The sequence below is a fragment of the Saccharibacter sp. EH611 genome (genome assembly GCF_009834765.1).
In the GTDB taxonomy this organism is placed as follows: Bacteria; Pseudomonadota; Alphaproteobacteria; order Acetobacterales; family Acetobacteraceae; genus Saccharibacter.
Genome location: NZ_WVHP01000002.1, coordinates 80,989 through 105,261, shown reverse-complemented (window position 1 = coordinate 105,261; position 24,273 = coordinate 80,989). Strand labels below are relative to the sequence as shown.

Genomic DNA, 24,273 nt, shown 5'->3' with positions numbered 1-24,273 from the left:
TTTATGGTGGCAAGGCAATCGTGATCTTCAATCATCATTATTCGAAGATGATGAAGCGAAGAGCTGCATTCGATTCAAGGCTACCATAAATAAGCTGGGTTTCTTAGTTAGTTTTTTTATATTCTTTGCTATGGCGTAAAATATAGCTGTTATTGGTGTGTCATAAGGCGTTGAGGATGATGGTGTGAGGCCTCCATATACTAGGGTGATCGCTAGGGTCGCTGTAATCATCATTGGCTGGGCTGGGCAGTCTTCTTTTGGGAGTGAGCTTCCAAAAGCACATGCTGATCAGTCTGTGACGATCGCATATCGCACTGTGATCACTCCCACGGCGGATTCCGGTGTTACTAAAGGCATGGGAGCGGCGTCCTCATTAAAATCATTACAAAAAACGCATGACGTAAGCCCGTATGCGTTGGCAGGCCGTATTCGTGGAGATTATGAGCGCCTCATGGGAGCTCTGCGGTCACGTGGATATTATGCTGGCCATGTGGGGATTAAAGTTCTTGCGGAAGGGAAGGCACTTGAAGGAGATGATGTACAGCTTGCGTCATTTCTAGCAGCTTTACCTCCTGGTAAAACAGTTGAATGTCGTATTTCGGCCGTGCTTGGGACCCAATTTAAAGTGGGAAGACTTTTCTTCGTTTCAGGAAAAAGTGGAACGACAGAATCGTTATTGTCTGCGAAGGAAAATAAACTCACGACGGGAGAGCAGAGTGTTCTGCAAGTTCATGCGGGTGATCCTGCGATTGCCGCGGATATTCTCGCCATACCAAGCCGTCTTCTAACGTATTTGCAAGAGCAAGGATACGCGCAGGCGAGTGTTTCAGCTCCTCAGGCGGTTTTGAATATGGAGAGAAAAACCATTGACGCAGGTTTCTTTCTCAATCGTGGGCCCAAAGTTGTTCTTGGTTCTTTCACGTTGAATGGCCTCAAACACGTAAAAGCTGATTATATCTATCGCCGTCTTACGATTCATGAGGGACAGCTTTATCAGCCATCTGTGATCGAAGCGGCTCGAACAGACCTAGGCGGGACAGGGCTTTTTTCTTCAGTGCAGGTTAAAAATGGCAAGAAAGTGCAGCCTGTTTCACAAACGCGAAACTCAATGGCGGGCATTAATGGAGCCATGCCCCTTAACTTTGATTTTATCGAAGGGAAGCGCCATCGCATTACTGCTGATGTTGGTTATTCAACAGACTTAGGCGGAAGAGCGGGGGTTACATGGTTGCATCGCAATCTCTTAGGGCGAGGGGAACAGCTTCGCCTTGCGGCTATTGCAACAGGCCTTGGGGGAACCGCCCAGCAGGGACTGGGGTACGATATTTATGCTGACTTCAATAAGCCTGACTTTATGGAACGCAGTCGTACCTTAAATTTGCGTGTTGAAGCGTTGAGGCAGCTTTTATATTCCTATCATCAGACGGCTTGGCTAGCGCGTGGAGGGGTGTCTCAGCCCATTGGGAAAGACTGGTTTGTGAGTGGTGCTCTTTCTTTAGAACAAGAGCAGATTATTCAGTTTGGAACATCACGTAATTATTTTATTGCATCTGTCCCATTGCAAGTGAATTTTGATAACACGCACCGTAGCAACCCTATTGAACCGGCGACGCATGGTTTTCGTTTCACTGTGGGGGTCACACCTTCAGTTTCTTTAGAGCATGACACCTCTTTTTTCTTGCCGATGAATGCGCAAATAGCGACTTATTTTGATTTGCATCATTTGGGCATTAGCCGACCTGGCAACAGCGTGATTGCTTTACGGGGAAGCGTGGGGTCAATTCAAGGGGCTTCAACGTGGAATATTCCACCCGATCAGCGTTTTTATGCTGGGGGCCCCGCTACTGTGCGTGGCTTCCGTTATCAAGGGGTGGGCCCCCAATATGGCAGAACAAAATATGCCGTTGGGGGGACTTCTATGGATGCTGGGACAGTAGAATTTCGTCAAAAGCTCCCCAAAAATTTTGGGGTTGTGGCGTTTGCTGACGCTGGGCAGGTGGGGTCATCCTCTATTCCTGGGCATGGAAAATTGCGGGTCGGTTATGGCGGTGGTGTGCGTTATTTTACACCCATTGGCCCAGTGCGTGTTGATGTTGCGTTGCCTATGAACCGTCCTTATCGCGGCGATAAATGGGAGCTCTATTTAGGGCTTGGGGAGACTTTCTAATGAAACGGATGCATAAAATTGCTCTCTATGCACTGTCTCTCCTGGCAGGTGTGCCGTTGGTTCTTGTGGCGGGAGTGCTTGTCGCGGCTAATACGCCTTATGGAGAGCGTTTGATTGAAGATAAACTGCCTTCCCTCACTGGGGATATGGTACATGCTAAGGGCTTTTCACGTATTCTCCCGTGGCGGTTAACGGTAGATCATGCCACCCTTCAAGATCATAAGGGTATCTGGTTTACATTAGAAAAAGCAGATTTGCGTGTAGGGTTGTTAGATCTTATGCGTAAGACTGTTCATGTAACGTTTTTACGTGCGGCGAAGCTTGAGGTTGCTCGGACACCCATTTCCTCTACACCGCCCGCTCCGGCATCTAAGAAAACATCGCTTCCTTCGCTAGGTGTGCGTATTGATGAACTGTCCGTCAAGGAGATTGACCTTGGTCGCGATCTCGTTGGGCAGGCTCTTTCTTTGTCTCTTTCCGGGCATGCTTTTATTCATAATATCGCTGATTTTTCAGCTCCTTTGCGGTTTGATGCTTTGCCGGTCATGGCAATTGGGCTGGATGTTCAGAGGAAAGACCGAGCCGGGACGGTTCATCTCAATGCAGCCATACAGCGTCAACACACAGATGCGACACTGCGTTTTGAAGAGGGAGCAGAAGGGCTTGTGAGTCTCTTTGGGCACCTTCCAGCTCTCGACCCGCTTTCTTTACAGGTCGATATCCATGGCCCTTCCCGTCATTTAAATCTGTTTATGGGGATGAATGCAGGGCAGGCTCCATCAGGCCCTTTGCAGAGCACAATTTCTGGAACAGTTGATCCTCTTCAGCGGGTAGGAGATTTGTCTGTTCATGTGACGTCTCCGCACATGACACTGCGCCCTGACATTGGCTGGGAGGGTATTAATCTTGCTGCGAACTTGCATGGAAGCATGGCTGCGCCCGCTGGGAACGGAACGCTGACAATTCAGGGACTGTCAGTGGCTGGAAGTGGTGCGCAAAATATTCATGCCGACTTAGGTGATACAAACCAGAAGCTGAGTTTAAAAGGGCAGATTGATGGGTTGAGTATCCCGGGCAAAGCTCCGAGACTTTTTGCAGCGTCTCCCGTTTTTCTTGAGGCATGGATGCAACCTATGGAAACGTTGCGTCCTTTTTCACTCACAGTGAAACATGATCTCTTACAGTTAGCTCTATCTGGAAAATTATCTCCTGCCGCGTCGGGGCATGTGGCGCTTATGCTTCCTCGGCTGGAAGGGTTAGTTGGGGCGCTGGGCGGAACGTCTTTGCAGGGTAAAACTCAATTGAATGCAGATTTTGCGTTGCCTGTAACCAAAAAGGATGACCTAACGGCTCAGCTCAAAGGTACTCTTTCCATTACGGGGGGGCAAGAGCAGGCGGCTCAGTTGATAGGGCGTGATGGGCAGTTGCAGCTTCGTGTTAAACGTACGGCCGATCATGCGATTTATCTGGAAGAACTTACGCTCAATGGCGCGGCACTTCATCTTGATGGGCAGGCAACATTAAGTGGAGACCAGCATCTATCGTCTGCTTTTAATGTGCGTTTGCCCGACCTTAGTCGTGCTCAATCGACCTTACGCGGCAAGGCAGATTTGGCGGTTTTAGCCCAAGGAGCGCTCAATGATCTTGAGGCAACAGTAACGCTGAAAAGTCTCTTTGGCATGCAAAGAGCAGGAACCATTATAAAAACAGCCCCACTTTCTCTCAACGCCCATGTTGATCACCTACCATCATATCCAGATGGCGGAATACAGCTAACGGGTGAATTAAATCGGTCGCCGGTACAAGTGCGAGCCAATTTTAAGCGTGACACACAAGGTTCTCTAACTCTTGATCTCAAAGCTTTAGATTGGGCGAGTATGCAAGGGAAAGGAGTCGTGATGCTACCCGCTGGGCACAAGATTCCGAGAGGTGACCTTGATGTTGCTATTCGCCGATTGGATGTTTTTCGTCCATTGATTGGTAAACCCATCAGTGGGCATCTTACTGTTGGGTTACATACGCAGCAAGAAGGACAAGCGGGACAGAAAAGCGCATCTGAGCAGGAACGTTTACAATTAGCTGTAGATGGCCAAGTGGCGATGGCCGATTATGCTTTGAGGCATATTGGCCTTAAAGGCACACTTAATCACTTACCAGATGATCCTTACGCAGATATTCGCTTAATGGTTGAGGGGATAAAGGCTCAAAAAATCACGGGGAATCTTCAAGCGCACATTATAGGGCCTCAGTCAGCATTAGCACTCACAACAAAAGGGGATTTTGATCATATTCTGGGTGGGTCTGCCCATTTAACGATGGCGGCTGTCGAAAATATCCCTGACAAGCAGCTTAAGCTGAAAAGTCTTAAGGCAGATGTGAAGGGAGAGCAGCTTCAGTTAATGGCTCCAGCTACTCTGTCATATGGGGTGACGACGGGCGTTGACCATTTGAAAGCAACGTTGCAGGCAGGGCGTAGTCAATCGGCAATGATCAATGTCGCTGGGCATATCAAACCCGATTTTGCACTTGAAGCGTCCATCCAGCACGTTACACCGGCGTTAGCGACACCGTTTGTGCCATCATTGAAGGCTGATGGTGTGCTTGATGCTCATTCTGCTGTACATGGTTCTTTATCGGCTCCTGTAGGGCAGGTCACTATGGATGGGCGTGGACTGCATATGAAGACAGACCCAGGTGCATCTCTTCCTCCAGCCTCATTTCATGTACAAACAGATCTGCATGGGAAAACAGCCCAAGTTCAAGCGCATTTAGAAGCGGGGAAAGGGGCTTTGATGGCTGTACAGGGTGCCGTTCCTCTACAAAAAGACGGAAAATTTGGCCTTGCAGCAAAAGGGAATGTTGATCTCTCTTTGGCTAATGCCCTTTTAGGAGCCTCAGGCATGGGGGTTAGTGGTCAGCTTTCTCTTGATATGGCCGTGAATGGAGCATTGAAGCAACCGCGTGTGACAGGTCAGGTAACGATGCGCGATGGAAGCTTTGATCATTACGCTCAAGGGGTTCATCTTTCTGGTATCACAGGAGACGTTACTGCTGATGGCGATACAGTACATATTCAACGTTTCCTTATTCATGCAGGCAAGGGGACGATGAATCTGACAGGGGATGTCGGAGCCCTTCGTCCAGGGCTGCCGGTCGATCTCAATTTTGTTATGGATCATGCTCAACCGTTGCAGAGTGACATGCTTGAGGAAACGATTGATAGCCAGCTGCATATTTTCGGCCAAGCAACAACCCGCTTGGATGTCACAGGGAAGGTAAAGATCCCAGAGGCTTCTATTACTATTCCGGATTCAATGCCGGCTTCTGTCCCACAGCTTGAGCTGATTTCTCCACAAAAAGAGCAGGAGAGGAAGGCTGCATCACCACCTCTTATTATTGGGTTAAATGTTGATGTGACATCTCCAGGGAAGCTTTTTGTGCGGGGGCATGGGCTTTTTGCGGAGATGCAGGCCAAGCTCAATGTTGGTGGAACGAGTACATCACCGGCTATCACAGGAGGAGTTGATCTACGACGTGGAAGCTTTAATCTTGCAGGGATCAGCCTCAACTTTACCCAAGGAAGAGTTGGGTTTGATGGAGTAGGCGTAACAAATAAGATTGACCCCACTGTAGATTTTAGAGCGGACAGAAACGCGAACGGTACTTTAGCGAGTCTTCTTGTTTCCGGGCATGCGAGTGCTCCAAAAATTGATTTTGTCTCCACGCCACAACTTCCACGAGATGAGGTGCTTTCCATCCTTCTTTTTGGACAAAATAGAGGGTCGCTCTCTGCAACGCAGTTAGCAGAGCTTGGAGCAGCTGTCGTGCAAATTACAGGAGGCTCTGCTTTTGATCCATTGGGAACAGTACGTAACACCTTAGGGTTGGATCATCTCGGCATAGGTGGAGGCGGAAGCGTTGAAAATGGGGGGAGTAGCGTTGAAGCCGGAAAATATGTGATGAAGGGTGTCTACGTTGGTGCTAAAGAGGGGTTATCTGGTAAGGGGGCTCAGGCACAAGTGCGTGTTGATCTTACCAAGCATCTCAAGCTGAATACGACCGTAGGAACGGGCGGGCAGGTAACAGGCTTTACGACACCTGAAAATGATCCCGGTTCTAGTGTAGGGCTATCCTATGGAATCGATTATTAACGTCTAAGGAAAGTGCATGATGAAAGTCTCTTACCCCATTGTAGCGACGTCGCTTGCTATGGCTTTGTCATGGGGGATGCCTGCTATTGCGCAAACGGCTCCTGACACAGGGCAAGTTAGTGCTGGGACGTATCACGTTGACCCTAACCATACACAGGTTGTTTTTTCAGTTCTTCATCTAGGATTTAGCCATTACACTGGCCTTCTGTCCGGAATAAAGGGGACGATGATTCTTGATCCTGTTGAGGTTAAGAATACATCACTCAGCATTGATATTCCTTTGAGTTCATTGTTGACCACAAGCGCTAAGCTGAATGATGAATTAAAAGGTAAAGAGTGGTTCGATGCTGAAAAGTTTCCGACCGCTCATTTCTCGGCTACCAAAATTGTGAAGACAGGGAAAGATAGTGCTTCTGTTGAGGGAGCTTTAACACTGCATGGCGTCACGAAACCAGAAATATTAAAGGTACGTTTCATCGGGGCAGGTACAAGCATGATGAGCAAGAAATATACAACTGGTTTTGAAGCACAGGCAACAATAAAGCGCAGTGATTTTGGCGTGAAAATGTTTGTTCCTTATGTAGAGGATAATGTTGACCTTCGTATTGCGGGTGCATTCGAGAAAGATAATTAGAGTTAAAAATCATACTCTTTCTTTTAAAAGAGATATAATAAAGTCTTTGACATCACAAATGACATTAGACCAATTATCGAATTCTTTTTGACGATATATTTGCAAAGAGGGGTACCATATGCTTGTAGAACTATGGTACCCCCATCTCCAGCAGTTGCAAAAACGATCCATCATGATCGTGGGTTTCCCTAGTCCGCCCGCTAGATGAACGATTGATGTATCGACAGTAACAATGAGGTCAAGTCCTTGGATAAGGGCGGCAGTATCTTCCATATCATTGCATTCAGGCATAAAGTCAATAATTGGGTATTGGTCATGATTTAACTGTGTTGCAGCCGGGCCTTTTTGTAGACTATAGAATGATATTTGTGGAATAGAAAAGAGAGCTGAAAGCTCAGATAGGGGCATCGACCGATGCCTATCCAGAAGGCGTGCCTCTCGTCCTTCGTTATGCTCTCCACCAGCCCATGCGATACCAATACGAAGAGAATGGGAAGGAGCTGAATCTGATTTTTGGAACCAGTATTCTGTTTTATGGGGAGGTACGTGCAAGTATGGGACAGGTTGTCCCATACGCTCATTAGGAAGCCCGTTAAAAGCGCGTGGAAGACTAATAAAGGGGCAGTGATAGTCATACTCTGGACAGTCTCCATCGACCTGTACAAGCTGAACACCATCGACATGTTGCATCAAATTGGCGAGCTCTTGATTGCCCCAGACATGAAGGTGTGCTCCACGGGCAGCAAGAAGAGGAAGGTAACGAAGATACATGAGCGTATCCCCCAACCCTTTTTCCTGAGTAATGAGTAAGCGCAGACCATCAAAACGTTGTGCCTTAGATAGACACGGAAGGATTTTTTTGTAGGGAAGAGTGGTATGGCCAGGTAGTCTTAAGCGCCACTCATGCTCATGCCATCCCTGAGAAAATCGTCCAGCTTTTAGAAGAGCAATTGAGTGATTGAGACGAAGCTTAGGCTCCGTCGGTGACAACATAATAGCACGGCGGTAGGATCAATGGCTTTGTCCATCAGGCCGATGTCATTGAGTGTGCAAGCCAGATTGTTAAGCGGTTGCCAACGATCAGGATAGTCGTCGCATAGCTTTTCAAGGATACTCAGGGCCTCACTAAAAGCCCCCCGCTCTCCTAGGATAGTAGCCAAGGCATTTTGCAAAGCGAGATGATTAGGACAACGCCTTAGAGCACAACGTGCGACCTTTTCAGCATCTTTAAGAAAGCCAAGTTGAAGGAGAGAAAGCGCGCGTAGCTCAGAGAGAATTGGAGTGTGAGATTCGTGTATTTCGACGGCATCCAAGAGCTCTAAAAAACGTTTCTCAACGAGGTCAGTTCGTATTTCTTGCTGAATAAGGATGCAAGGGTGGAGAGGAGTGAAGGCTGAAAGTGAAGAGAATTCCTTCGCTGCTTCTCCTACCTTCCCTTGAAGGAAGAGGAGCCATCCTTTGAGAAAAGTATGAGTCTCCCCTCCTTGTAAACGCTCAATAAGAAGACTGGATTCCGTTAGAGCATTTTGCCGAAGGTGGGCTATAATAGTCGTTTCTAAATTACCTGGGGTAGAAGTAAGTGGCAACATGACGAACTCCTTCCCCAAGCATGAGCTTTTTTGTTAGGAAGACCAGTTCTTTTCAAAGTCTCCATAAAGCGTTAGGCCGCCATCAACATAGAGAGTTTGGCCTGTGATGTAGCTGCTTTCGGTTGCCGCTAGAAAGCCAACAGTTGCCGCGATTTCTTCACTCTGACCTGGCCGTTTCATAGGAATATGACTTGAAACAGCTTCATACTGTTGAGGGTCTTTAACCCAAGAGTCATTGATGGGCGTGACAATGGCCCCCGGGGCGACAGCATTAACGCGAATGCCACGACTTGCATATTCGAGAGCTAATGTGCGGACAATATTGCCTACAGCTCCCTTAGATGCAGAGTAACCCAAATAATGGGGTTTGGGAATAAGCTGATGGACAGAGGAATTTACAACAATACGCCCTTTAATACCTTCTTTAAGCCAGTAACGTAGCGCTTCACGGCAAGCGAGCATAACCCCCGTGACGTTAACGGCCATAACCCCCTCAAAGTCAGCTAGGCTAATATCTTCCGAAGGAGAGGGAATTTGATACCCTGCATTGCAGACTAAAACATCCAGTCCACCCATTTCTTGAATGCTTTTAGCCGTCAAGGCTGCGACATCGTCTTCTTTTGAGATATCCCCTGCCGCAATGACATGATCACCCTCTGGTACCTTGGGAAGGTTCTCTCGGACAGCAAGAAGTTTGTCTTCCTTCCTCCCATTGAGAGCAACGCGTGCTCCCTCCTGAGCAAAATAAAGCGCCGTTGCTTCACCTATTCCCTGAGAGGCACCGGTAATAAGGACTTTTTGGCCTTTGAAGCGAGATCGTGATGAGGTCGTCATGGGTCACCAATTCCTTTCAGGATCAGCCAGAGGAAGGAGTTTTATAAAAGAATCACCCCTAACATTTCTTTATTATTAGGGGTGAACATGACATAATTTAGGCGTTCTTCATGGTTTGAGTGAGTTCATCAAGAACCTTAGATGGCTCTTTGCCTTCAAGAACAGCGAGCTCTGCCACAAAACGTTCCTGAGCAGCTTCAAAAATTTTACGTTCAGAGAAGCTACCATCAAGGCTATCAACGTTTCGACGTAGATCGCGCAAAACCTCGGCGATTTGCACAAGGTCACCAGAGTTGATTTTTTCTTGATAGGCGACGGCTCGCCGTGCCCACATTCCACGGCTGACATGCGGTTTACCTTTAATGACAGCCATTGCTTTATCAACGATTTCACGCGTCGCAATCTTGCGTAAGCCCGATTTGCGAGCTTTTGCCATTGGAATGCGAAGCGTCATTTGGTTGCCGGGGAAAGAGATTTGGATCATCTCAATCTTGGTACCGGCAACTTCTTCCTCGCCGATGCGGTCAACATGGCCGACGCCGTGAGCGGCATAGACAATTGCATCCCCTTCACGGAAGGGGTTGCTACCCTGTTCTGGGTCTTTCTGGCGAGCGGTGTTCTTGGCAGCAGTGCGGGCCATTTCGTCCGTTACGCCAACTTTATGAGGCATTCTGAAGCTGTTGTTCATAGTGCTTATCCTATCAGAAAAACCACTCTTTGTCTCGTATTTCGTACAGTTCTTCTATTTACGGAAGAATTCCATTTTTAGGTGAGGGAAGAGGGTGGTTTTTTAAGCCAATTGGCTGGAGAAGGTCGCGTTCAATCGTACGGGCCATATTCAGCATTGGTAGAGCATGTATGGTATTGCTAAATGGCTCCTGTAAGTCCCGCCCGCTACGGTCTAACATCTGAAAAAGCAAGCCAATAATGCTGGAGCCGAGTGGCGTAATCCAGCCAAGTGTTTGCACGGCAGAGAAGGGGAGAACAATACAGAAAAGATGTGTCACAATATTAGGGAGAATCGAATACTGTACAGGAAGAGGTGTGTTCCGAATTCTCTCAAGTCCTCCTTGTGCATTAGCGAGGTCAGACAAGATACGATCTACTGTACCATGAACAGCACCATCAATATTGTGACGTTCTACCTCCTTTTTGACCTCAATTCCGATTTCGTAAATTAACGCATTAGACGTGTTTGTGCAGGAAAAAACACGGTCTTTCATTTTGGGTGTAAGAAGTGTGTCAATTTCAGATCCTACAGCATTACCACTTAATGAAGCGCGCAATATATATGGGTAAGCCGCCATTGCGCGTGCGAGATCTGGGCGGTTATGCAAAAGGCTTGCTGTTTGCCGACCGAATGAACGACAATTATTCGTAACAGACCCCCAAAGGCTTCTTCCTTCCCACCAGCGGGCATAAGCAGCATTGTTACGGATACCAAGGAAAATAGCGAGTGCCGACCCCATTAAAGAGATAGGTAAAGAGGGTTGTTCCATCCATTCCTGGTGAAAAACTTGGAATAGAATAACAACGATAGAATCCCATAGAGCGAGGATGATAAGAGATGGCATGGTCTCTTTGACCAGGGCAATCATACCGTAGCGGCGTTGGACGATCAAAGGATGATGCTCCTCGAATTTAGAGAAAACAGAAGACAAGGGCTTGAAGCCCACGCATGAAATGGCACATTCAAAGGGCAAAAATATGAAGAAGGAAAGATATTATGGACGTGCGTGCTGCTATTGCAATGGAGGCTGGGAAGCCTCTTGTTGTTGACACTGTTCAGTTAGAAGGCCCTCGTGAGGGGGAAGTGCTCGTTGAGGTAAAAGCGACAGGGCTTTGTCATACAGATAAATATACGTTGTCTGGCCAAGATCCAGAAGGTTTGTTTCCGGCTATTTTAGGTCATGAGGGGGCGGGAATCGTACGTGAGGTTGGTTCTGGTGTGAAACACCTAAAGCCAGGCGATCACGTTATTCCGCTCTATACACCGGAATGCCGTGAATGCCCTTCCTGCCTATCGCAGAAAACGAATCTATGCACATCTATTCGAAGCACGCAGGGGAAGGGGCTTCTCCCAGATGGGACAACGCGCTTTTCCTACAAAGGCAAGCCTGTCCATCATTATATGGGCTGCTCTACCTTTGCGAATTATACGGTGATGCCTGAAATTTCTCTGGCTAAAATCCGTCCAGACGCCCCTTTCGATAAAGTTTGCTATATCGGTTGTGGTGTCACGACAGGTATTGGTGCTGTGTTATTCACCGCTAAGGTGGAAGCTGGATCAACAGTCGCTGTTTTTGGACTGGGCGGCATTGGTCTGAACGTCATTCAGGGTGCCAAAATGGTAGGCGCGCGCCGGATTATCGGAGTGGATATTAACCCAGATCGCGAAGCTATGGCGCGCAAATTTGGGATGACAGACTTCGTTAATCCAAAAGATCTTGGTGAAAACGGTGATATCGTTGGCCATTTGATCGAAATGACAGGCGGAGGGGCTGATTATACGTTTGAGTGCGTCGGTAATGTAACACTTATGCGGCAAGCTCTGGAAAGTGCACACCGTGGCTGGGGTGTCTCTTGTGTCATTGGTGTGGCCGGTGCCGGACAGGAGATTAGCACACGTCCATTCCAACTCGTGACCGGACGTCGCTGGATTGGTTCTGCATTTGGTGGTGCACGCGGCCGTACAGATGTGCCAAAAATTGTGGATTGGTACATGGAAGGTCACATTAATATTGATGACCTGATCACACATAAATTGAAGCTTGAGGATATCAACGAGGGCTTCGAAATGATGAGTCGTGGTGAGGGAATCCGCAATGTTGTGGAGTACTAAAGTATGGTGGGCGATACAGCACAACTGCTAGAACGCCATGCTTGCTGTGGAGGGGAATTACGCTTCCTCTCCCACGCATCGCGTGAGCTTGGGTTAGACGCCAAAGTGGGTGTTTTTCTGCCTCGTCAAGCCTTAGAGGGGGCTTCTGTCCCGGCAATCTACGTGTTGGCAGGCTTAACGTGCACGCAAGAAACGTTTTTGATTAAAGCGAATGCCGTTCGATACGCAGCAAAACACGGCATTGCGTTGATTGCGCCAGACACCTCACCCCGTGGGGCGAACATTGCGGGAGAGGACGATTCTTATGACGTCGGAACCGGTGCTGGATATTATGTAGACGCAACGGCCCAACCGTGGTCTGAGCACTACCGGATGGCCTCTTATGTTGGGGAAGAGCTCCCAGCTCTCATGGAAGAGACTTTTCCCTTTATCCCAAAGCGTTGTGGCATTATGGGGCATTCTATGGGGGGGATGGGGGCACTTAGTTTTGCCCTTTCTGCGCCAGACAAGTGGAAAACCGTCTCAGCTTTTGCCCCTCTTTCTTCCCCTTCTCAGACTGATTGGGGAGAGAAGGCTGCCGATCTATATTTCGGCGGCGATCAATCGCTGTGGCAACAGTATGATCCGTGCTTGCTGCTTAAGGCTGGCAAGCGTCATCCAGGGACATTACTGGTTGACCAAGGGTTAAGTGACAATTTCCTTGAGAAACTGCAGCCCAACTTATTGCAAGAGGCCGCTCGTAGTGCTGGTCAGGCGCTAACGTTAAGGCAGCATGAGGGTTTTGATCATTCTTATTGGTTTGTGCAAAGCTTTATAGAAGATCATATCAACCATCATGCGGCAGCGTTACGCGCTTAATTTTTTGAGTGATAAAGCTGATCAGGTGAAATGTCGGGAGCTGCGTTTTCCGTTAAGCCTTGCGGTGTAACGCTTTGGTAAAAGCAGCTCCTGCGGCCTGTATGGCAAGCGACTCCTTTTTGCCTTACTGTTAGCAGAACAGCATCCATATCGCAGTCCAGATCAGCAGAGAGAAGATGTTGCTCTTGTCCTGAGGTTTCCCCCTTGCGCCAGAGCGACTGACGACTCCGGGAATAGTAACATACGCGGCCAGTTTTTAATGTTTCAGCTAATGCGTCTTTATTCATCCATGCGAGCATCAGGACGTGACGCGTTTCATCTTGCGCGATTGCCGTGATGAGGCCATCACTGTTGAAGGAGACTGATTCGAGAATATCGTGAAGCACGCTATCAGGGACGGAAGACCAGCTCATAAAGTAAATTTATCCTTTTTCAGGGCGTAATGTCGTTGGAAGCCATTCCGGCCATACAAGCTGGATAGTGCGCTCTTTCATATTAAGATAGTTACTGTTCCACGCGTCCCGGTGAACCATCGCTAACCCATATAAACCGCAAGTCGATCTTAATGTGCCTATATGTTGGTCATGAGAAAAAATGTCGTCTCCATAGGAGAAAGAAGCGTCATCGGGAAGAATGATAGGAAGGAGACGTCTCTTCGCATGGGCACGATAATGCATGCGCGCCGTAACCTCCTGCCCTAAATAGCAGCCTTTCTCCCATGAAACGCCATTGAGAGCATCCAGATTAGCTTCTAGCGCCAGGGTTTGCCCGGGAGTGCCAAGGTCTGTCATTTCAGGAATGCCGAGCTCGAGACGACGACGTTGGAAGGCACCTTCACCCTCATGGTTCCCTTCTGAAGAATAGTCTGCAAGGGCACGCCAGCCGAGGCGGGGATGGCGTGGGTCAGGGGCGCAGCATAGCGCGTGTGAAGGAAGAGGATCTTCACAAGAACCTACGAACACAGCGAGGGAGGTCAGCTCGATAGTGACGTCAGCTCGAAGACGGAAACGTTTCAGCTGCTTCATGACCGTTTCTGCGTGATCATCAGGAAGATCAAGAAAAAGTGCGTCAGGCGTTCCAAAAACAAAGAAAAGGCTTTGGATACGTCCTTGCGCGTTCAGAAGGGCTGCCCAACGGATCTCTCCATTTTTCAGGGAGAGAACATCGTTAGTGATGAGACCTTGAAGGAAGGTCAAACGTTCTTTCCCAGTGAGAGAAAGAACCGAACGGTGAGAAAGATGGTTGCGCTTCATCATTAGCGGCATAATAGTAGAGAATGTGAGAAACGGACAGCCCGTCATCTTTAAAAAGATGGGCCAAAACTCCCAAGACGTGACGATCAATAAAAGGGTGAAGAATCTTGTCGTCAGATGAAATCGTTGATCCCGCCGCGAGCTTAGCGAACCGGCGTTGGCAGATATTCCAGTTTATAGCGCCTATCTTGGGGGTGTTTCTGGTTATCGGTACCATCGCTCTCGTAACGTTGCACACCTATCATACGATGCGTGAGGGGGCGATTGTCCTGTCGCGCAATCTTTTGAGGACACAGCAGCGTTATATTACGCAAGAAGTCAGCGATTATCTTTCGCCCGCAACATCTACGTCTATTGTTGCACGTGATGCGTTGAATAGGCCTGAGGTCGAACAGAATGCTGCAACTTTTATGTCATTGGGGCGGGCTGTTCTTAAAAATGCACCACAAGTTGATAGCTTCTTTTTGGGAGATGAAGATGGGCGCGTGTGGATGGTTTCGCGCCATGGAGATGATTATGCTGAGATGTCACTTAAAAAGAAGGATGGCGGAAATCTTTTTGAAAACATAATTACGGATTCTCATGGGAAGTTTCTGAACGCCGAGAGTTTTCCGGCAGGTAATTACGATTCAAGAACCCGTCCTTGGTACACAGGAGGGATCCGCCATGAAAATCAAGAAGGTAGTAACCGCCTCTATTGGACAGACCCATATCCGTATGTCTCAACACACCAATTTATTGTTACCGCATCAACATCTTTCCACACATTAAACGGGCATCGCTTTGTCTTTGCGATTAACGTCTCTCTTAACCAATTAACGAAATTTGTTAATAGCTTGAAAGTTGGTAAGAGTGGAAAAGCCGTCATCGTTGATTTGGATGGTCATGTTATTGCTGGTCGCAATATGGAGGGTCTTGAAAAACCGGGATTTAATGCTTCCGATGTTCATTTAGACCCGGTTATCCAGCCTGTTTTTGTGCGAGCATTAAATATTTTCAGGGTTAGAGGAGATGGTGCCGGTTTAGTCCATGCAAGGGGACAGAACTATGTGACAATTGCATCTGCTATGCCATTGGCAAAGCGGTCGTGGGTACTGCTTCTGAATGCTCCGGAAAATGATTTCGCGAGCTTCACGCAAGATGTGCAAAAGCAAACGATCTATTTTTCACTCCTTATCGTCGGTCTTGCTTCCTTACTTGCTCTAGGGCTGATCTATCAAGGGCGCCGTGTGGAACGTTTGCAAAAGGTTATTCGCGGCCGAAGTGATGAAGAAAAACGTGAAAACGCGATTTTGCTTCGGGTAGCAAATACACCAGGCTTGCTTAATCCTTCTCAGGAAATTCCCATTTTGACAGAAGCCTTAGCAGAACGTTCAGGAGGAAAGAGAGTAAGCACGTGGCGCTTACTTTCAGATAAGCAGCGTCTCATTTGTGAGGATATGTTTGATGCAACCCGTAACGTGCATGCTGCGGGCATAGAGCTTAATAAATCGTCTTACGAGAAATTGTTTGAAACATTATCTGAGATGTATGCCGTTAATGTGTCGGATGCGACGCAAGATAAGCGCTTTGAGGTGTTTCATCGACTGGTGATGAGAACCGCGAACACAAAACGGTTACTTTTTTTCCCTGTAACAGAGCAGCACCGTCCTGTTGGGGCTCTTATGATAGAGAATGCCGGTCACAATGAGGGGATAGAGCGTATCGTTGCCCTAGCGTCCTCTGTATTAGCTGTTCGCTTTGCTCAAGAACAGCGGGGAGAGAAATCTGCACCATCTACAGGGCAAGATAGTTATTTTGAACGTGCTGTTTCTGATCACGATGAGCAAACCCATTACGTACATGGCTTTTTGGTTAATCCGTTGGATGGAACGAAGGCGGTTCCAGAAACCGGATTATATCCAACAGTTCCACTTATGGTACTTGAATTTGCTGGTTCTTATACAGCGCAGCAAGATGCTGCAAAACAGATGATCCAGCTCATTGGTGACCTGTCGTCTCGAATACAGAATATAGCGCGCGAAACGGGGTTGTTTGCCGTACAGGTTTCTGGGAATCGTGTGGTCTTTTTAGGGAGTTGTCAGCAAAAATTTAATCACGGAGATGCTCTTCGTTTGGCTGATTCAGCGATTAGGATACGTGAAGCATGCTTGATGGCTTTAGCAGGAATTAATACTGACCTAACTTTTCGTATTGGCTTTGATGTGGGGCCTATTATGGCATCCCATCTGGGGGAAGACCCTGATGTGTTTAATATTTGGGGAGATAGCCTCAATGTTGCAGAGTTGCTGGCCCGTAATTCTCCTGACGATGGACAAATACAAGTTTCTGAGCAAGCCTACCAAGAGTTGAGAAGTTATTTTCTTTTTAGACCTAGGGGAGATTTTTACTTGCCGGGTAGTGGTGTCACTCGAAGCTATATCTTGGCAGGTCGGCGATGAATATTTCTGAACGTTTTTTAATTATACATCGCATAACCGGTTTTGTCGGGCGGGTTACGCGTGCTCAACCGCGTTTTATGCTCATTATGATTGGTGCAGGATGGGGTATCTTAAAAGAGATATTTCTTCCCAGCACATGGCGTCGTACGGTTAAGATCGAGTTTTGGAAGACCTTACGTCAGGTCACGGCGGGTGGTTTGCTTAGTGTCATTGTTGTCGCGAGCATAACAGGGTTTGGAATTGTCGCGCAGGCTGTTTTTTGGCTTGGATTTGCCGGGATGGCGCAGATGACCGGGGGAATCCTCGCAAGCGTTTTGGTACGTGAGATAGCGCCTGTTCTCGTTGGTGTTATTCTACTCGGCCGGTCGGGCATGTTGATGCTCGCTGAGATGGGAAATCTTGCGACGCAAGGACAGTTAAAAACACTGACGAGTTTAGGCATTGATCCATTTTTAAGTTTCGTGTTGCCGCGCACTGTTGCAATGACCATTAGTGGTTTCACGCTGGGAACATTATTTAGCTTGATTGCTTTGGGAACAGGCTATGTTGTTTGCTGGGCCAAAGGGATAGTAACCGTTTCTCTTTGGTCGTTCATGTTTCAAGTGGTCAACAGCGTTAATCCGCTTGATTATATCGGCATTCCCATCAAATTCTTGTTAAGCGGTTCAGTTGTTGGGCTGTGTTGCTGCCTGTCCGGAATGGATATTACATCAGAAGACAATTTAACAACTCTTCTTCCTCGTGGTTTTTCGCGAGGAATGCTGTCTGTCCTTGCGATTAATGTTGTCGTTGATCTGGTTCTAGGGAGCGTGTGATGAGCGAAACAATGACAACAGTCTCCTATTCAGCTGCTTTGGAGCTTATGGAAGCACGGCCTATGCTAGGAGATAGTGGCTTGGCCTCGGCAAAATATAATTTCCTGTTAGGGCCGGGAGAATGTGCTCTTATCGAATGTCGTGATGCGGTGCAGCGAACGCAATTTGTCGATGTTTGTACGGGTGTTTTGCCAGCTGGTGAAGGCACCGTAAAATGTATGGGCTTGGATTGGAAAGCCCTCGAAGAGCGTCAAATATGGGCTTTGAGGGGGCGCATAGGGCGCGTTTTTTCAAGTGGTAATTGGATAGACCTTTACGGTACTCACATGAACGTCATGTGGCCTCGCCTTCATCATAGTTCAACAGATTTAGATGTATTGGTTGAGGAGGCCGTAAAGCTGGGGATACGGTTTGGTTTGCCTGGGCTTCCCATACAGCCTCCGGGGCGTCTATCAGCTCTTGATCGACGGCGTGCTGAATATATTCGAGCCTTTTTGGGAAAGCCTTCTTTGCTACTGTTGGAAGACCCCGTTTCTTTACAGCCGGAGGGACTATATGAGGCTTTTCTTTCTGAGTTGACAGCGGCCATGCAGAGGGGCTGTGCTGTTGTATGGATAGCGTCTGACCATGCAGTTTGGCATGATTACGTGAAAGAGAACATGCAGGTGTTTCGCCTAGGTGATAGTGGTCTTATGGAAATGAGGAGTGCGTGATGCTGAGCCTAAAACGTCAGACAGATACAGCAAGGCCATTATTTCGTAATCGCTACGCTGATGAGTGGGTCGGGCTCCTCGTTTTGGTAGCACTCGTGGTGTTGATAGCGGCTATCATTGAGGCGGGATTCTTGCGGCAATGGCTTACTCCGGCAGGGCGGATTCATTTTGTGCTCCCAGAGAGCGGTGTTGCCGGATTAGCGATCAACAATGACATTGAGGTAATGGGTGTTCATGTTGGTGAGATTCGTAAGATTGATATGAACGAAGCTGGCCGTATGTCGGCAGAAGGGACGATTGAACCGCAGTTTGAGCGTTATATTCGCACAGACAGTACAGCAACAATTCGACGACGTTTCGTTGTGGCAGGGGCGAGTTACATTGAGCTTTCACGTGGGCAAGGTCAGCCGCTTGATTGGGGGTTTGCGGTTATGCAAGCCAATGTTGAGCTCAATCCTGCTGATATGATTATACAGACTCTAAGAGATGTGCGTGCTCGTCTCTTACCGGCGATGGATAACGTGCAAGCGATTACGCAGCAAGCGAAGGAATTGCTTGTAGACTTGCGAGCTGGGAAGGGGACTGCAGGAGAGTTGTTGAGTAAGCCAGAAACGGCTCAGCATGTTAACCAGCTTTTATTAAGCCTCAATACGGCTATCCAGAATGTACAGCCTCTTGAAAGAAAGCTTGATACGACGTTGCAAGAAGCGAATGGGACGTTAGGCAATACACACATCATAACCGGAGACCTCAAAAAGTCTACTCCTGATGTGAACGCCATCATGCATAATACAGCCCTGAGTACGGAACAATTGCCACAGCTTATGATTGAAGCCGAAGCAACGGCTGATAGTTTACGAAAAATGACAGATCAACTTCGCTCTCTATGGATTTTAGGGGGGAGTGGAAGCTCTAAAGTTAAACGGCGTTTACCAGCTTATGAGGTGCACCCATGAACAAGACATATTTTTTCTCCCTTGCTGCATTGCTGATGCTTGGGGCGTGTAGCCCGCAACGTCAAGTGTGGGAGGATGGACAATATTCCTTAGCGATGGATACAGGTCATACGATTTTTAACCGCGGTCATATGAGCCAAGCTGCCATTCAGTATAACAGGGCGCTTCAGAGGGCTCTTGCCGCGAATGATGCGCAGGGTATCCATGATGCTGGGTATAATTTAGCGACTGCACAGCTGCGTCAAAATAAGCTGGATGAATGTTTAGCAACGCTCGATCAGGTTGGAGCGGCATTGTCTGTTCGCGATTGGAGGCAACAAGAAGATTTAAAGCTTATTCGTTCTTATGCTTTTTATGGCCTAAAAAGATGGCTTTCTTCCGAGAAGGAGGCGCGTCGGGCTCTTACGTCACAGGATGTGGAAACGCAGGAGCAGGCTTATACGGTTTTGGGCTTAAATGCTGCGGCAACCCAAGATAAGGCACTGTTGCAAGAAGCAATTGAACACCTATCGCAGTATAAAGAAGCGCGTGCGAAAAGTAATTTACTGGAGCTACAATCTCATCATTATTTGATGGTGCATGACTGGTCTAATGCTGCCACCTTTACAGGGAACTTAACGAAAATGCGTGAGGAAGCAGGAGATTATCGGGCGATGCGCCGCGCTCTACTTCTGCAGTCTCAAGCCTATGATGGTTTAGGTGACTTCGATAAGGCCGCGAAGTTAAGGCGGCAAATACAAGATAGTGTTCAAAATGACAATGCAGGATAAGGAAGCGTGATGCCGACGCCCCGTCTATGAGAAGACGAGGCGTGGCACATGTCTTTACGAAGACACCAAAGCTGGGTCGCGATCCATCATGGGCGACATACCTAAAAGCTCAAGAAGCTGCCGGTCTCTATTTTCTTTAGGGTTAGGCGTCGTCAGAAGTTTTTCTCCCCAAAAGATAGAGTTTGCTCCGGCAAGGAAGCAAAGAGCATGAGCGGCTTCTGACATGTTTTCGCGTCCCGCGGCGAGGCGAACATGACTGGCTGGCATCATGATACGAGCTGTCGCGATAACGCGCGCAAACGTGACGGGGTCTACTGTTTCTGTATCAGAAAGTGGTGTACCTTCAACGCGGACAAGTAGGTTGATGGGAACACTTTCAGGATGTGTTGGTAAATTAGCGAGCGTCATTAGGAGTCCCGCACGGTCAGAAACATCTTCCCCCATGCCGATAATCCCGCCGCAACAGACCTTAATGTCTGCATCACGGACATTAGCCAGCGTATCTAGGCGATCTTGATAGGTACGTGTGGAGATGATTTTCCCGTAAAAATCTTCAGACGTGTCAAGGTTATGGTTGTAATAGTCCAACCCGGCTTCTTTGAGACGTTGGGATTGGCTGGGTGTTAGCATGCCAATCGTAAGGCAAGTTTCTAGCCCTAATGCTTTGACTTCTTTTACCATCTCACAAACGGGATCGAGATCCCGGTCTTTAGGAGCTCGCCACGCAGCCCCCATGCAGAAGCGGCCAGCGCCGGCTTCTTTGGCTGTTTTAGCATCCGCAATAACGGTCTCTAGCGGAAGGAGCTTGGCAGCGTTTTGCTCATTGTTATGACGAGCACTCTGTGGGCAGTAAGCGCAATCCTCCGGACAACCACCTGTTTTAATGGATAGTAGAGTAGAAATTTGAACCTTGGTTGGATCAAAATACTGACGGTGAGCTTGCTGCGCTTGGAAAATGAGTTCCGGGAATGGAAGAGCAAGGAGCCGTTCGACTTCCTCGCGCGTCCAGTCGTGACGTAGCGGAAAATTTGGTGCATGCTCTGTCATATGATCAGCATTCATCTAAATGTTGTCTCCTATTGGCTGCCTACACCTACCCATAATGCCTACGGCATGCCATCTGGAAGTACGAGGCGATGAGCAGTCTATATATCAAATGTAAACGAATGCACAGGAGAGGGACGTTGTGAAACATTGGCGCATTGAACAAATGGATTGGGACGCGTTTGAGCCATCAAAAGTGAACCCTGACATGATTGCCCTCGTAAAAGCAGCTTCTGTGGTTGAGCGAAACGCTCGTGATTACACGGACTATCTTTTGCATGTTTTTGCAGGTGATGAGGGGTTTAGTGCAGCAGCGCAGAATTGGGCAGAGGAGGAGGTTCAGCACGGAGATGCGCTAGGAAAATGGGCTATGTTGGCTGACCCAGCGTGGGATTATACAGAGGCATTTGAGCGTTATCGGGATACATATCGTATTGATGCTGATGTTGATGCTTCTATCCGTGGTTCCCGAACGGGTGAAATGATCGCCCGCTGTATGGTCGAAACCGGAACGTCGTCATTTTACACAGCGCTTGCTGATGCAACAGAAGAACCTGTCTTGAAGGCGCTCTGTAAGCAGATTGCAGCGGATGAATATCGTCATTTTAAGCTATTCTATGACCAGATGCACCGCTATCTGGAACGTGAAAAGCTGGGCCCGTGGTCACGTTTACGGATCGCACTTGGGCGCGTTCTTGAAAGTGAGGATGATGAGCTGGCGACAGCCTATCATGTGACGAACGAGCGTTCTGACGTCATGTATGACCATAATCGTTGTATTGCAGCTTATATGGGGCGTGCGATGGAATTTTATCAGCAAAAACACCTCGACCGAGTAACGGCGATGATCATCAAAACAACGGGACTAAAACCTCACTCTCGCTGGCAGCGCCTCATTGCTCGAGGGGCTTATCTTTTGATTAAATGGCGGCAGAAAACATATTTGAAACAAACAAAGATAGCTGCTTAACATCATTATGAAGGGCGATCATGTTATCGCCCTATTAGGAGAAAAAATGTGCGATTCTCGCAATTTTCATCACGAGTAACACAAACAACGGGGCTCGTAGCTTTAGGGCTAGGGGTAGTATGGGGCGGTTTAGACGCAGCGCAGGCCTCTTCTGTATCTGTGCAGCCTTATCATAATGACTGGGGCTTTAATCAGTCAGGTATGGAGACAAACATTCATCCCGGGGATGATTTTTTTCATTATGCGAATGGGCACTATTTGCAGAATTTAAAGATTCCTGACGATATGAGCAGCTATGGGCCGTTCAGGATTCTTTTTGAGCTTTCTCAAGTCCGTCAAAAAGCTATCCTAGAAGACGCCGTCCAGCATCCAAGAGGCGCCCAGAGCGAGCTAGGGAAGCTGGGGGTCTATTACGCAAGCTATCTAGATCAAGCAGCGGCAGATCGCAAAGGAGGAAAGCCTCTTGCCCAAGATCTTTCCATTATTCGTTCGGTTAAGGATCGCGAATCTTTAGCGCGTATTTTTGGACAGTCTGCTCATTCTTTGATGTTTAGCACTTTTGCGTTCGGTATTGAGCAGGATCAGCGCGATCCAGAACGGTATATGCTGATGCTTGACCAAGGGATGAGCATTGGTGTTTCAGGCGGGCTCGGCTTGCCGGACATTAGCTATTATTTTGATCCAAAGCTTGCGCCAAAAAAAGAAGCTTACCGCGCTTACATTGCACGTTTGTTGACGTTAGCTCAGTGGCCTGATGCTCAAAAGTCAGCAGATGATGTAGTGGCGCTTGAAACGTCATTAGCTCATGTTGAAGCACCACGTGATCAGACGAGGGATCCACTAAAAGTCTTTAATCCAATGGCCATTAAGGCGCTCGCTATTAAAGCGCCAGATGTCGATTGGAAGAGCTTTTTTCTTGCGGCAGGTTTGCCTGAAAAAGGCTTGGAGGATCGCGTTATTGACGTTCGTGAGCCAAAAGCCATTGCCGCAATGGGGCGTGTTTTAGCCCGTACTGAGCCAAGGGTTTTACAGGCATGGCTTGCATTTCATCTTGCCGACAATGCGGCACCATATCTGTCGCATGATTTTTCTGATGCATCCTTTAATTTTAACGGCCATACGTTGACAGGTGTCGATGTACAGCCAGTGCGTTGGAAACGTGCAGTGAGCGCGACGGACAGTGCGATGGGATGGGCTCTTGGGCGTGAGTATGTTGCACGTTACTTCCCAGCCTCTGCAAAAAAGCAGATTACAGGCTTAGTTGGGGAGCTAAAAGCAGCTTTCCGGGAACGTTTGCAGCATAATACGTGGATGGATGCACCAACACGACAGAAAGCTCTCGTGAAGTTGGATCATTTTGCGATCCAGGTAGGCTATCCTAAAAAATGGCGTGATTATAGTGCATTTGAGGTTCGGCCAGGGGATATTTATGGCAATGCGAAACGCGGTATTGCCTTTGGGTGGGATTATCAGCTTTCTAAGCTTGATCGGCCCGTCGACCGTGATGAGTGGGACATGACGCCGCAAACGGTTAATGCCTACAATGACCCTACGATGAACGAGATTGTGTTCCCAGCTGCTATATTGCAACCTCCCTTCTTCGATCCGAAAGGCGATATGGCAGTCAATTATGGGGCTATTGGTGGGGTGATTGGCCATGAAATGAGCCATGGTTTTGATGACCAAGGACGTCATTATGATGAACATGGTCGACTTTATGATTGGTGGAGCCCCCAATCATCATCCGCTTTTGAAAAGCTCGCTAAACGCCTTGGTGCACAATATGACGCACAGGAGGTCTTGCCAGGGCTACACGTCAATGGTGCGATGACAATGGGCGAAAATATTGCTGATCTCGGAGGCTTGAACTTAGGGCTTCAAGCTTACCACAATTCGCTACATGGCAAGCCAAGTGTTGTGGTTCATGGCCTTAGTGGGGATCAGCGTGTCTTTTTAGGCTGGGCTCAAGCTTGGCGGGAGAAAGATCGTCCTGATGCATTGCGTCGGCAAATGCTTTCCAATGAGCATGCTCCTGCTATCACGCGTGTTAACATGCCTGCCCATAATATTGATGAGTGGTATGATGCGTTTGGGGTAAAGCCGGGGCAAAAACTTTATTTATCACCAGATCAACGTGTGAAAATCTGGTAACATCGGCTCAATAACCTCTCTGTCATTTTATTAATGAGACAGAGAGGCTTCACAAATAGGGAGCCCCTGTTTATTCCATATGATA

At 48.0% G+C, this 24,273-nt stretch carries 20 protein-coding genes; 12 read left to right on the top strand and 8 right to left on the bottom strand.

The annotated features are described in order from the left end of the window. Positions 1-184 precede the first annotated feature (184 nt). From GS535_RS02000 to GS535_RS01990, 3 genes are read left to right on the top strand one after another with little or no spacing between them, the layout of a single operon-like run. A complete protein-coding gene (locus GS535_RS02000; protein WP_370518156.1) occupies positions 185-2,167 on the top strand; it encodes an autotransporter assembly complex family protein in 1,983 nt (660 codons plus the stop codon). After that, entirely contained in the window at positions 2,167-6,318 is a 4,152-nt protein-coding gene (locus GS535_RS01995; RefSeq protein ID WP_160792027.1) for a translocation/assembly module TamB domain-containing protein, read from the top strand. The genes GS535_RS02000 and GS535_RS01995 overlap by 1 nt, the downstream gene beginning before the upstream one ends. A gap of 16 nt (positions 6,319-6,334) precedes the next feature. Next, positions 6,335-6,952, top strand: a complete 618-nt coding sequence (locus tag GS535_RS01990; protein WP_160792028.1) for a YceI family protein — start codon at positions 6,335-6,337, stop codon at positions 6,950-6,952. A 9-nt stretch (positions 6,953-6,961) separates the two neighbouring features. Here the strand turns inward: GS535_RS01990 and GS535_RS01985 are convergent, their stop codons facing one another. From GS535_RS01985 to GS535_RS01965, 5 genes are all read right to left on the bottom strand, one after another. Beyond that, positions 6,962-7,945 (bottom strand): glycosyltransferase family 9 protein, encoded by a 984-nt coding sequence (locus tag GS535_RS01985; protein ID WP_160799100.1) that lies wholly within the window; start codon positions 7,943-7,945, stop codon positions 6,962-6,964. Further along, positions 7,891-8,541 carry a hypothetical protein gene (locus tag GS535_RS01980; RefSeq protein ID WP_160792030.1) on the bottom strand — a complete coding sequence of 217 codons (651 nt, stop codon included), beginning with the start codon at positions 8,539-8,541 and terminating at the stop codon, positions 7,891-7,893. Before GS535_RS01980 ends, GS535_RS01985 begins: the two co-directional genes overlap by 55 nt. 33 nt (positions 8,542-8,574) lie before the next feature. Then, complete coding sequence (locus GS535_RS01975) at positions 8,575-9,375, bottom strand: SDR family NAD(P)-dependent oxidoreductase (RefSeq protein ID WP_160792031.1); 801 nt, start codon at positions 9,373-9,375, stop codon at positions 8,575-8,577. Between the two features lie 97 nt (positions 9,376-9,472). Further along, a complete protein-coding gene (locus tag GS535_RS01970) occupies positions 9,473-10,063 on the bottom strand; it encodes a CarD family transcriptional regulator (RefSeq protein ID WP_040920663.1) in 591 nt (196 codons plus the stop codon). Positions 10,064-10,121: 58 nt separating this feature from the next. Further along, positions 10,122-10,997, bottom strand: coding sequence for a bestrophin family protein (locus GS535_RS01965; protein WP_160792032.1), 876 nt, complete (start codon positions 10,995-10,997; stop codon positions 10,122-10,124). Between the two features lie 104 nt (positions 10,998-11,101). Between GS535_RS01965 and GS535_RS01960 the strand changes: the two genes are divergently transcribed. Both GS535_RS01960 and fghA read left to right on the top strand, forming a co-directional pair. After that, on the top strand, positions 11,102-12,217 hold the full coding sequence (locus tag GS535_RS01960) for an S-(hydroxymethyl)glutathione dehydrogenase/class III alcohol dehydrogenase (protein ID WP_160792033.1): 1,116 nt from the start codon (positions 11,102-11,104) through the stop codon (positions 12,215-12,217). 3 nt (positions 12,218-12,220) lie between these two features. Further along, positions 12,221-13,075: an S-formylglutathione hydrolase gene (gene fghA, locus GS535_RS01955; RefSeq protein ID WP_160792034.1), complete on the top strand. Its 855-nt coding sequence runs from the start codon at positions 12,221-12,223 to the stop codon at positions 13,073-13,075. Here the strand turns inward: fghA and hisI are convergent. Both hisI and GS535_RS01945 read right to left on the bottom strand, forming a co-directional pair. Continuing rightward, positions 13,072-13,488 (bottom strand): phosphoribosyl-AMP cyclohydrolase, encoded by a 417-nt coding sequence (hisI, locus tag GS535_RS01950; RefSeq protein WP_160792035.1) that lies wholly within the window; start codon positions 13,486-13,488, stop codon positions 13,072-13,074. The two genes, fghA and hisI, sit on opposite strands and share 4 nt — an antisense overlap. 9 nt (positions 13,489-13,497) lie before the next feature. Next, positions 13,498-14,331: a folate-binding protein YgfZ gene (locus GS535_RS01945; RefSeq protein ID WP_160792036.1), complete on the bottom strand. Its 834-nt coding sequence runs from the start codon at positions 14,329-14,331 to the stop codon at positions 13,498-13,500. Between the two features lie 245 nt (positions 14,332-14,576). Between GS535_RS01945 and GS535_RS01940 the strand changes: the two genes are divergently transcribed. The 5 genes from GS535_RS01940 to GS535_RS01920 are packed head-to-tail and all read left to right on the top strand — an operon-like array spanning position 14,577 to position 20,023. Then, positions 14,577-16,769, top strand: coding sequence for an adenylate/guanylate cyclase domain-containing protein (locus GS535_RS01940; protein WP_237442169.1), 2,193 nt, complete (start codon positions 14,577-14,579; stop codon positions 16,767-16,769). Continuing rightward, positions 16,766-17,584, top strand: coding sequence for an ABC transporter permease (locus GS535_RS01935; protein WP_160792038.1), 819 nt, complete (start codon positions 16,766-16,768; stop codon positions 17,582-17,584). Before GS535_RS01940 ends, GS535_RS01935 begins: the two co-directional genes overlap by 4 nt. Further along, on the top strand, positions 17,584-18,297 hold the full coding sequence (locus tag GS535_RS01930) for an ABC transporter ATP-binding protein (protein ID WP_160792039.1): 714 nt from the start codon (positions 17,584-17,586) through the stop codon (positions 18,295-18,297). The genes GS535_RS01935 and GS535_RS01930 overlap by 1 nt, the downstream gene beginning before the upstream one ends. Next, positions 18,297-19,253, top strand: a complete 957-nt coding sequence (locus GS535_RS01925) for an MlaD family protein (protein ID WP_370518157.1) — start codon at positions 18,297-18,299, stop codon at positions 19,251-19,253. Before GS535_RS01930 ends, GS535_RS01925 begins: the two co-directional genes overlap by 1 nt. After that, on the top strand, positions 19,250-20,023 hold the full coding sequence (locus tag GS535_RS01920; RefSeq protein ID WP_160792040.1) for a hypothetical protein: 774 nt from the start codon (positions 19,250-19,252) through the stop codon (positions 20,021-20,023). Before GS535_RS01925 ends, GS535_RS01920 begins: the two co-directional genes overlap by 4 nt. A 54-nt stretch (positions 20,024-20,077) precedes the next feature. Here GS535_RS01920 and bioB read toward each other — a convergent pair whose 3' ends face one another. Continuing rightward, complete coding sequence (gene bioB / locus GS535_RS01915; RefSeq protein ID WP_160792041.1) at positions 20,078-21,085, bottom strand: biotin synthase BioB; 1,008 nt, start codon at positions 21,083-21,085, stop codon at positions 20,078-20,080. A 124-nt stretch (positions 21,086-21,209) separates the two neighbouring features. Here bioB and GS535_RS01910 point away from each other — a divergent pair, with 124 nt between their 5' ends. Beyond that, positions 21,210-22,037, top strand: coding sequence for a ferritin-like domain-containing protein (locus tag GS535_RS01910; protein ID WP_160792042.1), 828 nt, complete (start codon positions 21,210-21,212; stop codon positions 22,035-22,037). 201 nt (positions 22,038-22,238) lie between these two features. After that, a complete protein-coding gene (locus GS535_RS01905) occupies positions 22,239-24,188 on the top strand; it encodes a M13 family metallopeptidase (protein WP_160792252.1) in 1,950 nt (649 codons plus the stop codon). Positions 24,189-24,273: the final 85 nt, after the last annotated feature.

What these genes read in the sequence shown, in the direction of transcription:
- GS535_RS01975 (WP_160792031.1), bottom strand. Translation starts at nt 9,375, where the DNA reads ATGACGACCTCATCACGATCTCGCTTCAAAGGCCAAAAAGTCCTTATT.
- GS535_RS01930 (WP_160792039.1), top strand. Translation starts at nt 17,584, where the DNA reads ATGAGCGAAACAATGACAACAGTCTCCTATTCAGCTGCTTTGGAGCTT.
- GS535_RS01925 (WP_370518157.1), top strand. Translation starts at nt 18,297, where the DNA reads ATGCTGAGCCTAAAACGTCAGACAGATACAGCAAGGCCATTATTTCGT.
- GS535_RS01920 (WP_160792040.1), top strand. Translation starts at nt 19,250, where the DNA reads ATGAACAAGACATATTTTTTCTCCCTTGCTGCATTGCTGATGCTTGGG.
- GS535_RS01905 (WP_160792252.1), top strand. Translation starts at nt 22,239, where the DNA reads ATGGAGACAAACATTCATCCCGGGGATGATTTTTTTCATTATGCGAAT.
- GS535_RS01995 (WP_160792027.1), top strand. Translation starts at nt 2,167, where the DNA reads ATGAAACGGATGCATAAAATTGCTCTCTATGCACTGTCTCTCCTGGCA.
- GS535_RS01970 (WP_040920663.1), bottom strand. Translation starts at nt 10,063, where the DNA reads ATGAACAACAGCTTCAGAATGCCTCATAAAGTTGGCGTAACGGACGAA.
- fghA (WP_160792034.1), top strand. Translation starts at nt 12,221, where the DNA reads ATGGTGGGCGATACAGCACAACTGCTAGAACGCCATGCTTGCTGTGGA.
- bioB (WP_160792041.1), bottom strand. Translation starts at nt 21,085, where the DNA reads ATGAATGCTGATCATATGACAGAGCATGCACCAAATTTTCCGCTACGT.
- GS535_RS01985 (WP_160799100.1), bottom strand. Translation starts at nt 7,945, where the DNA reads ATGTTGTCACCGACGGAGCCTAAGCTTCGTCTCAATCACTCAATTGCT.
- GS535_RS01945 (WP_160792036.1), bottom strand. Translation starts at nt 14,331, where the DNA reads ATGATGAAGCGCAACCATCTTTCTCACCGTTCGGTTCTTTCTCTCACT.
- GS535_RS01960 (WP_160792033.1), top strand. Translation starts at nt 11,102, where the DNA reads ATGGACGTGCGTGCTGCTATTGCAATGGAGGCTGGGAAGCCTCTTGTT.
- GS535_RS01980 (WP_160792030.1), bottom strand. Translation starts at nt 8,541, where the DNA reads ATGTTGCCACTTACTTCTACCCCAGGTAATTTAGAAACGACTATTATA.
- GS535_RS01940 (WP_237442169.1), top strand. Translation starts at nt 14,577, where the DNA reads ATGCGTGAGGGGGCGATTGTCCTGTCGCGCAATCTTTTGAGGACACAG.
- hisI (WP_160792035.1), bottom strand. Translation starts at nt 13,488, where the DNA reads ATGAGCTGGTCTTCCGTCCCTGATAGCGTGCTTCACGATATTCTCGAA.
- GS535_RS01990 (WP_160792028.1), top strand. Translation starts at nt 6,335, where the DNA reads ATGATGAAAGTCTCTTACCCCATTGTAGCGACGTCGCTTGCTATGGCT.
- GS535_RS01935 (WP_160792038.1), top strand. Translation starts at nt 16,766, where the DNA reads ATGAATATTTCTGAACGTTTTTTAATTATACATCGCATAACCGGTTTT.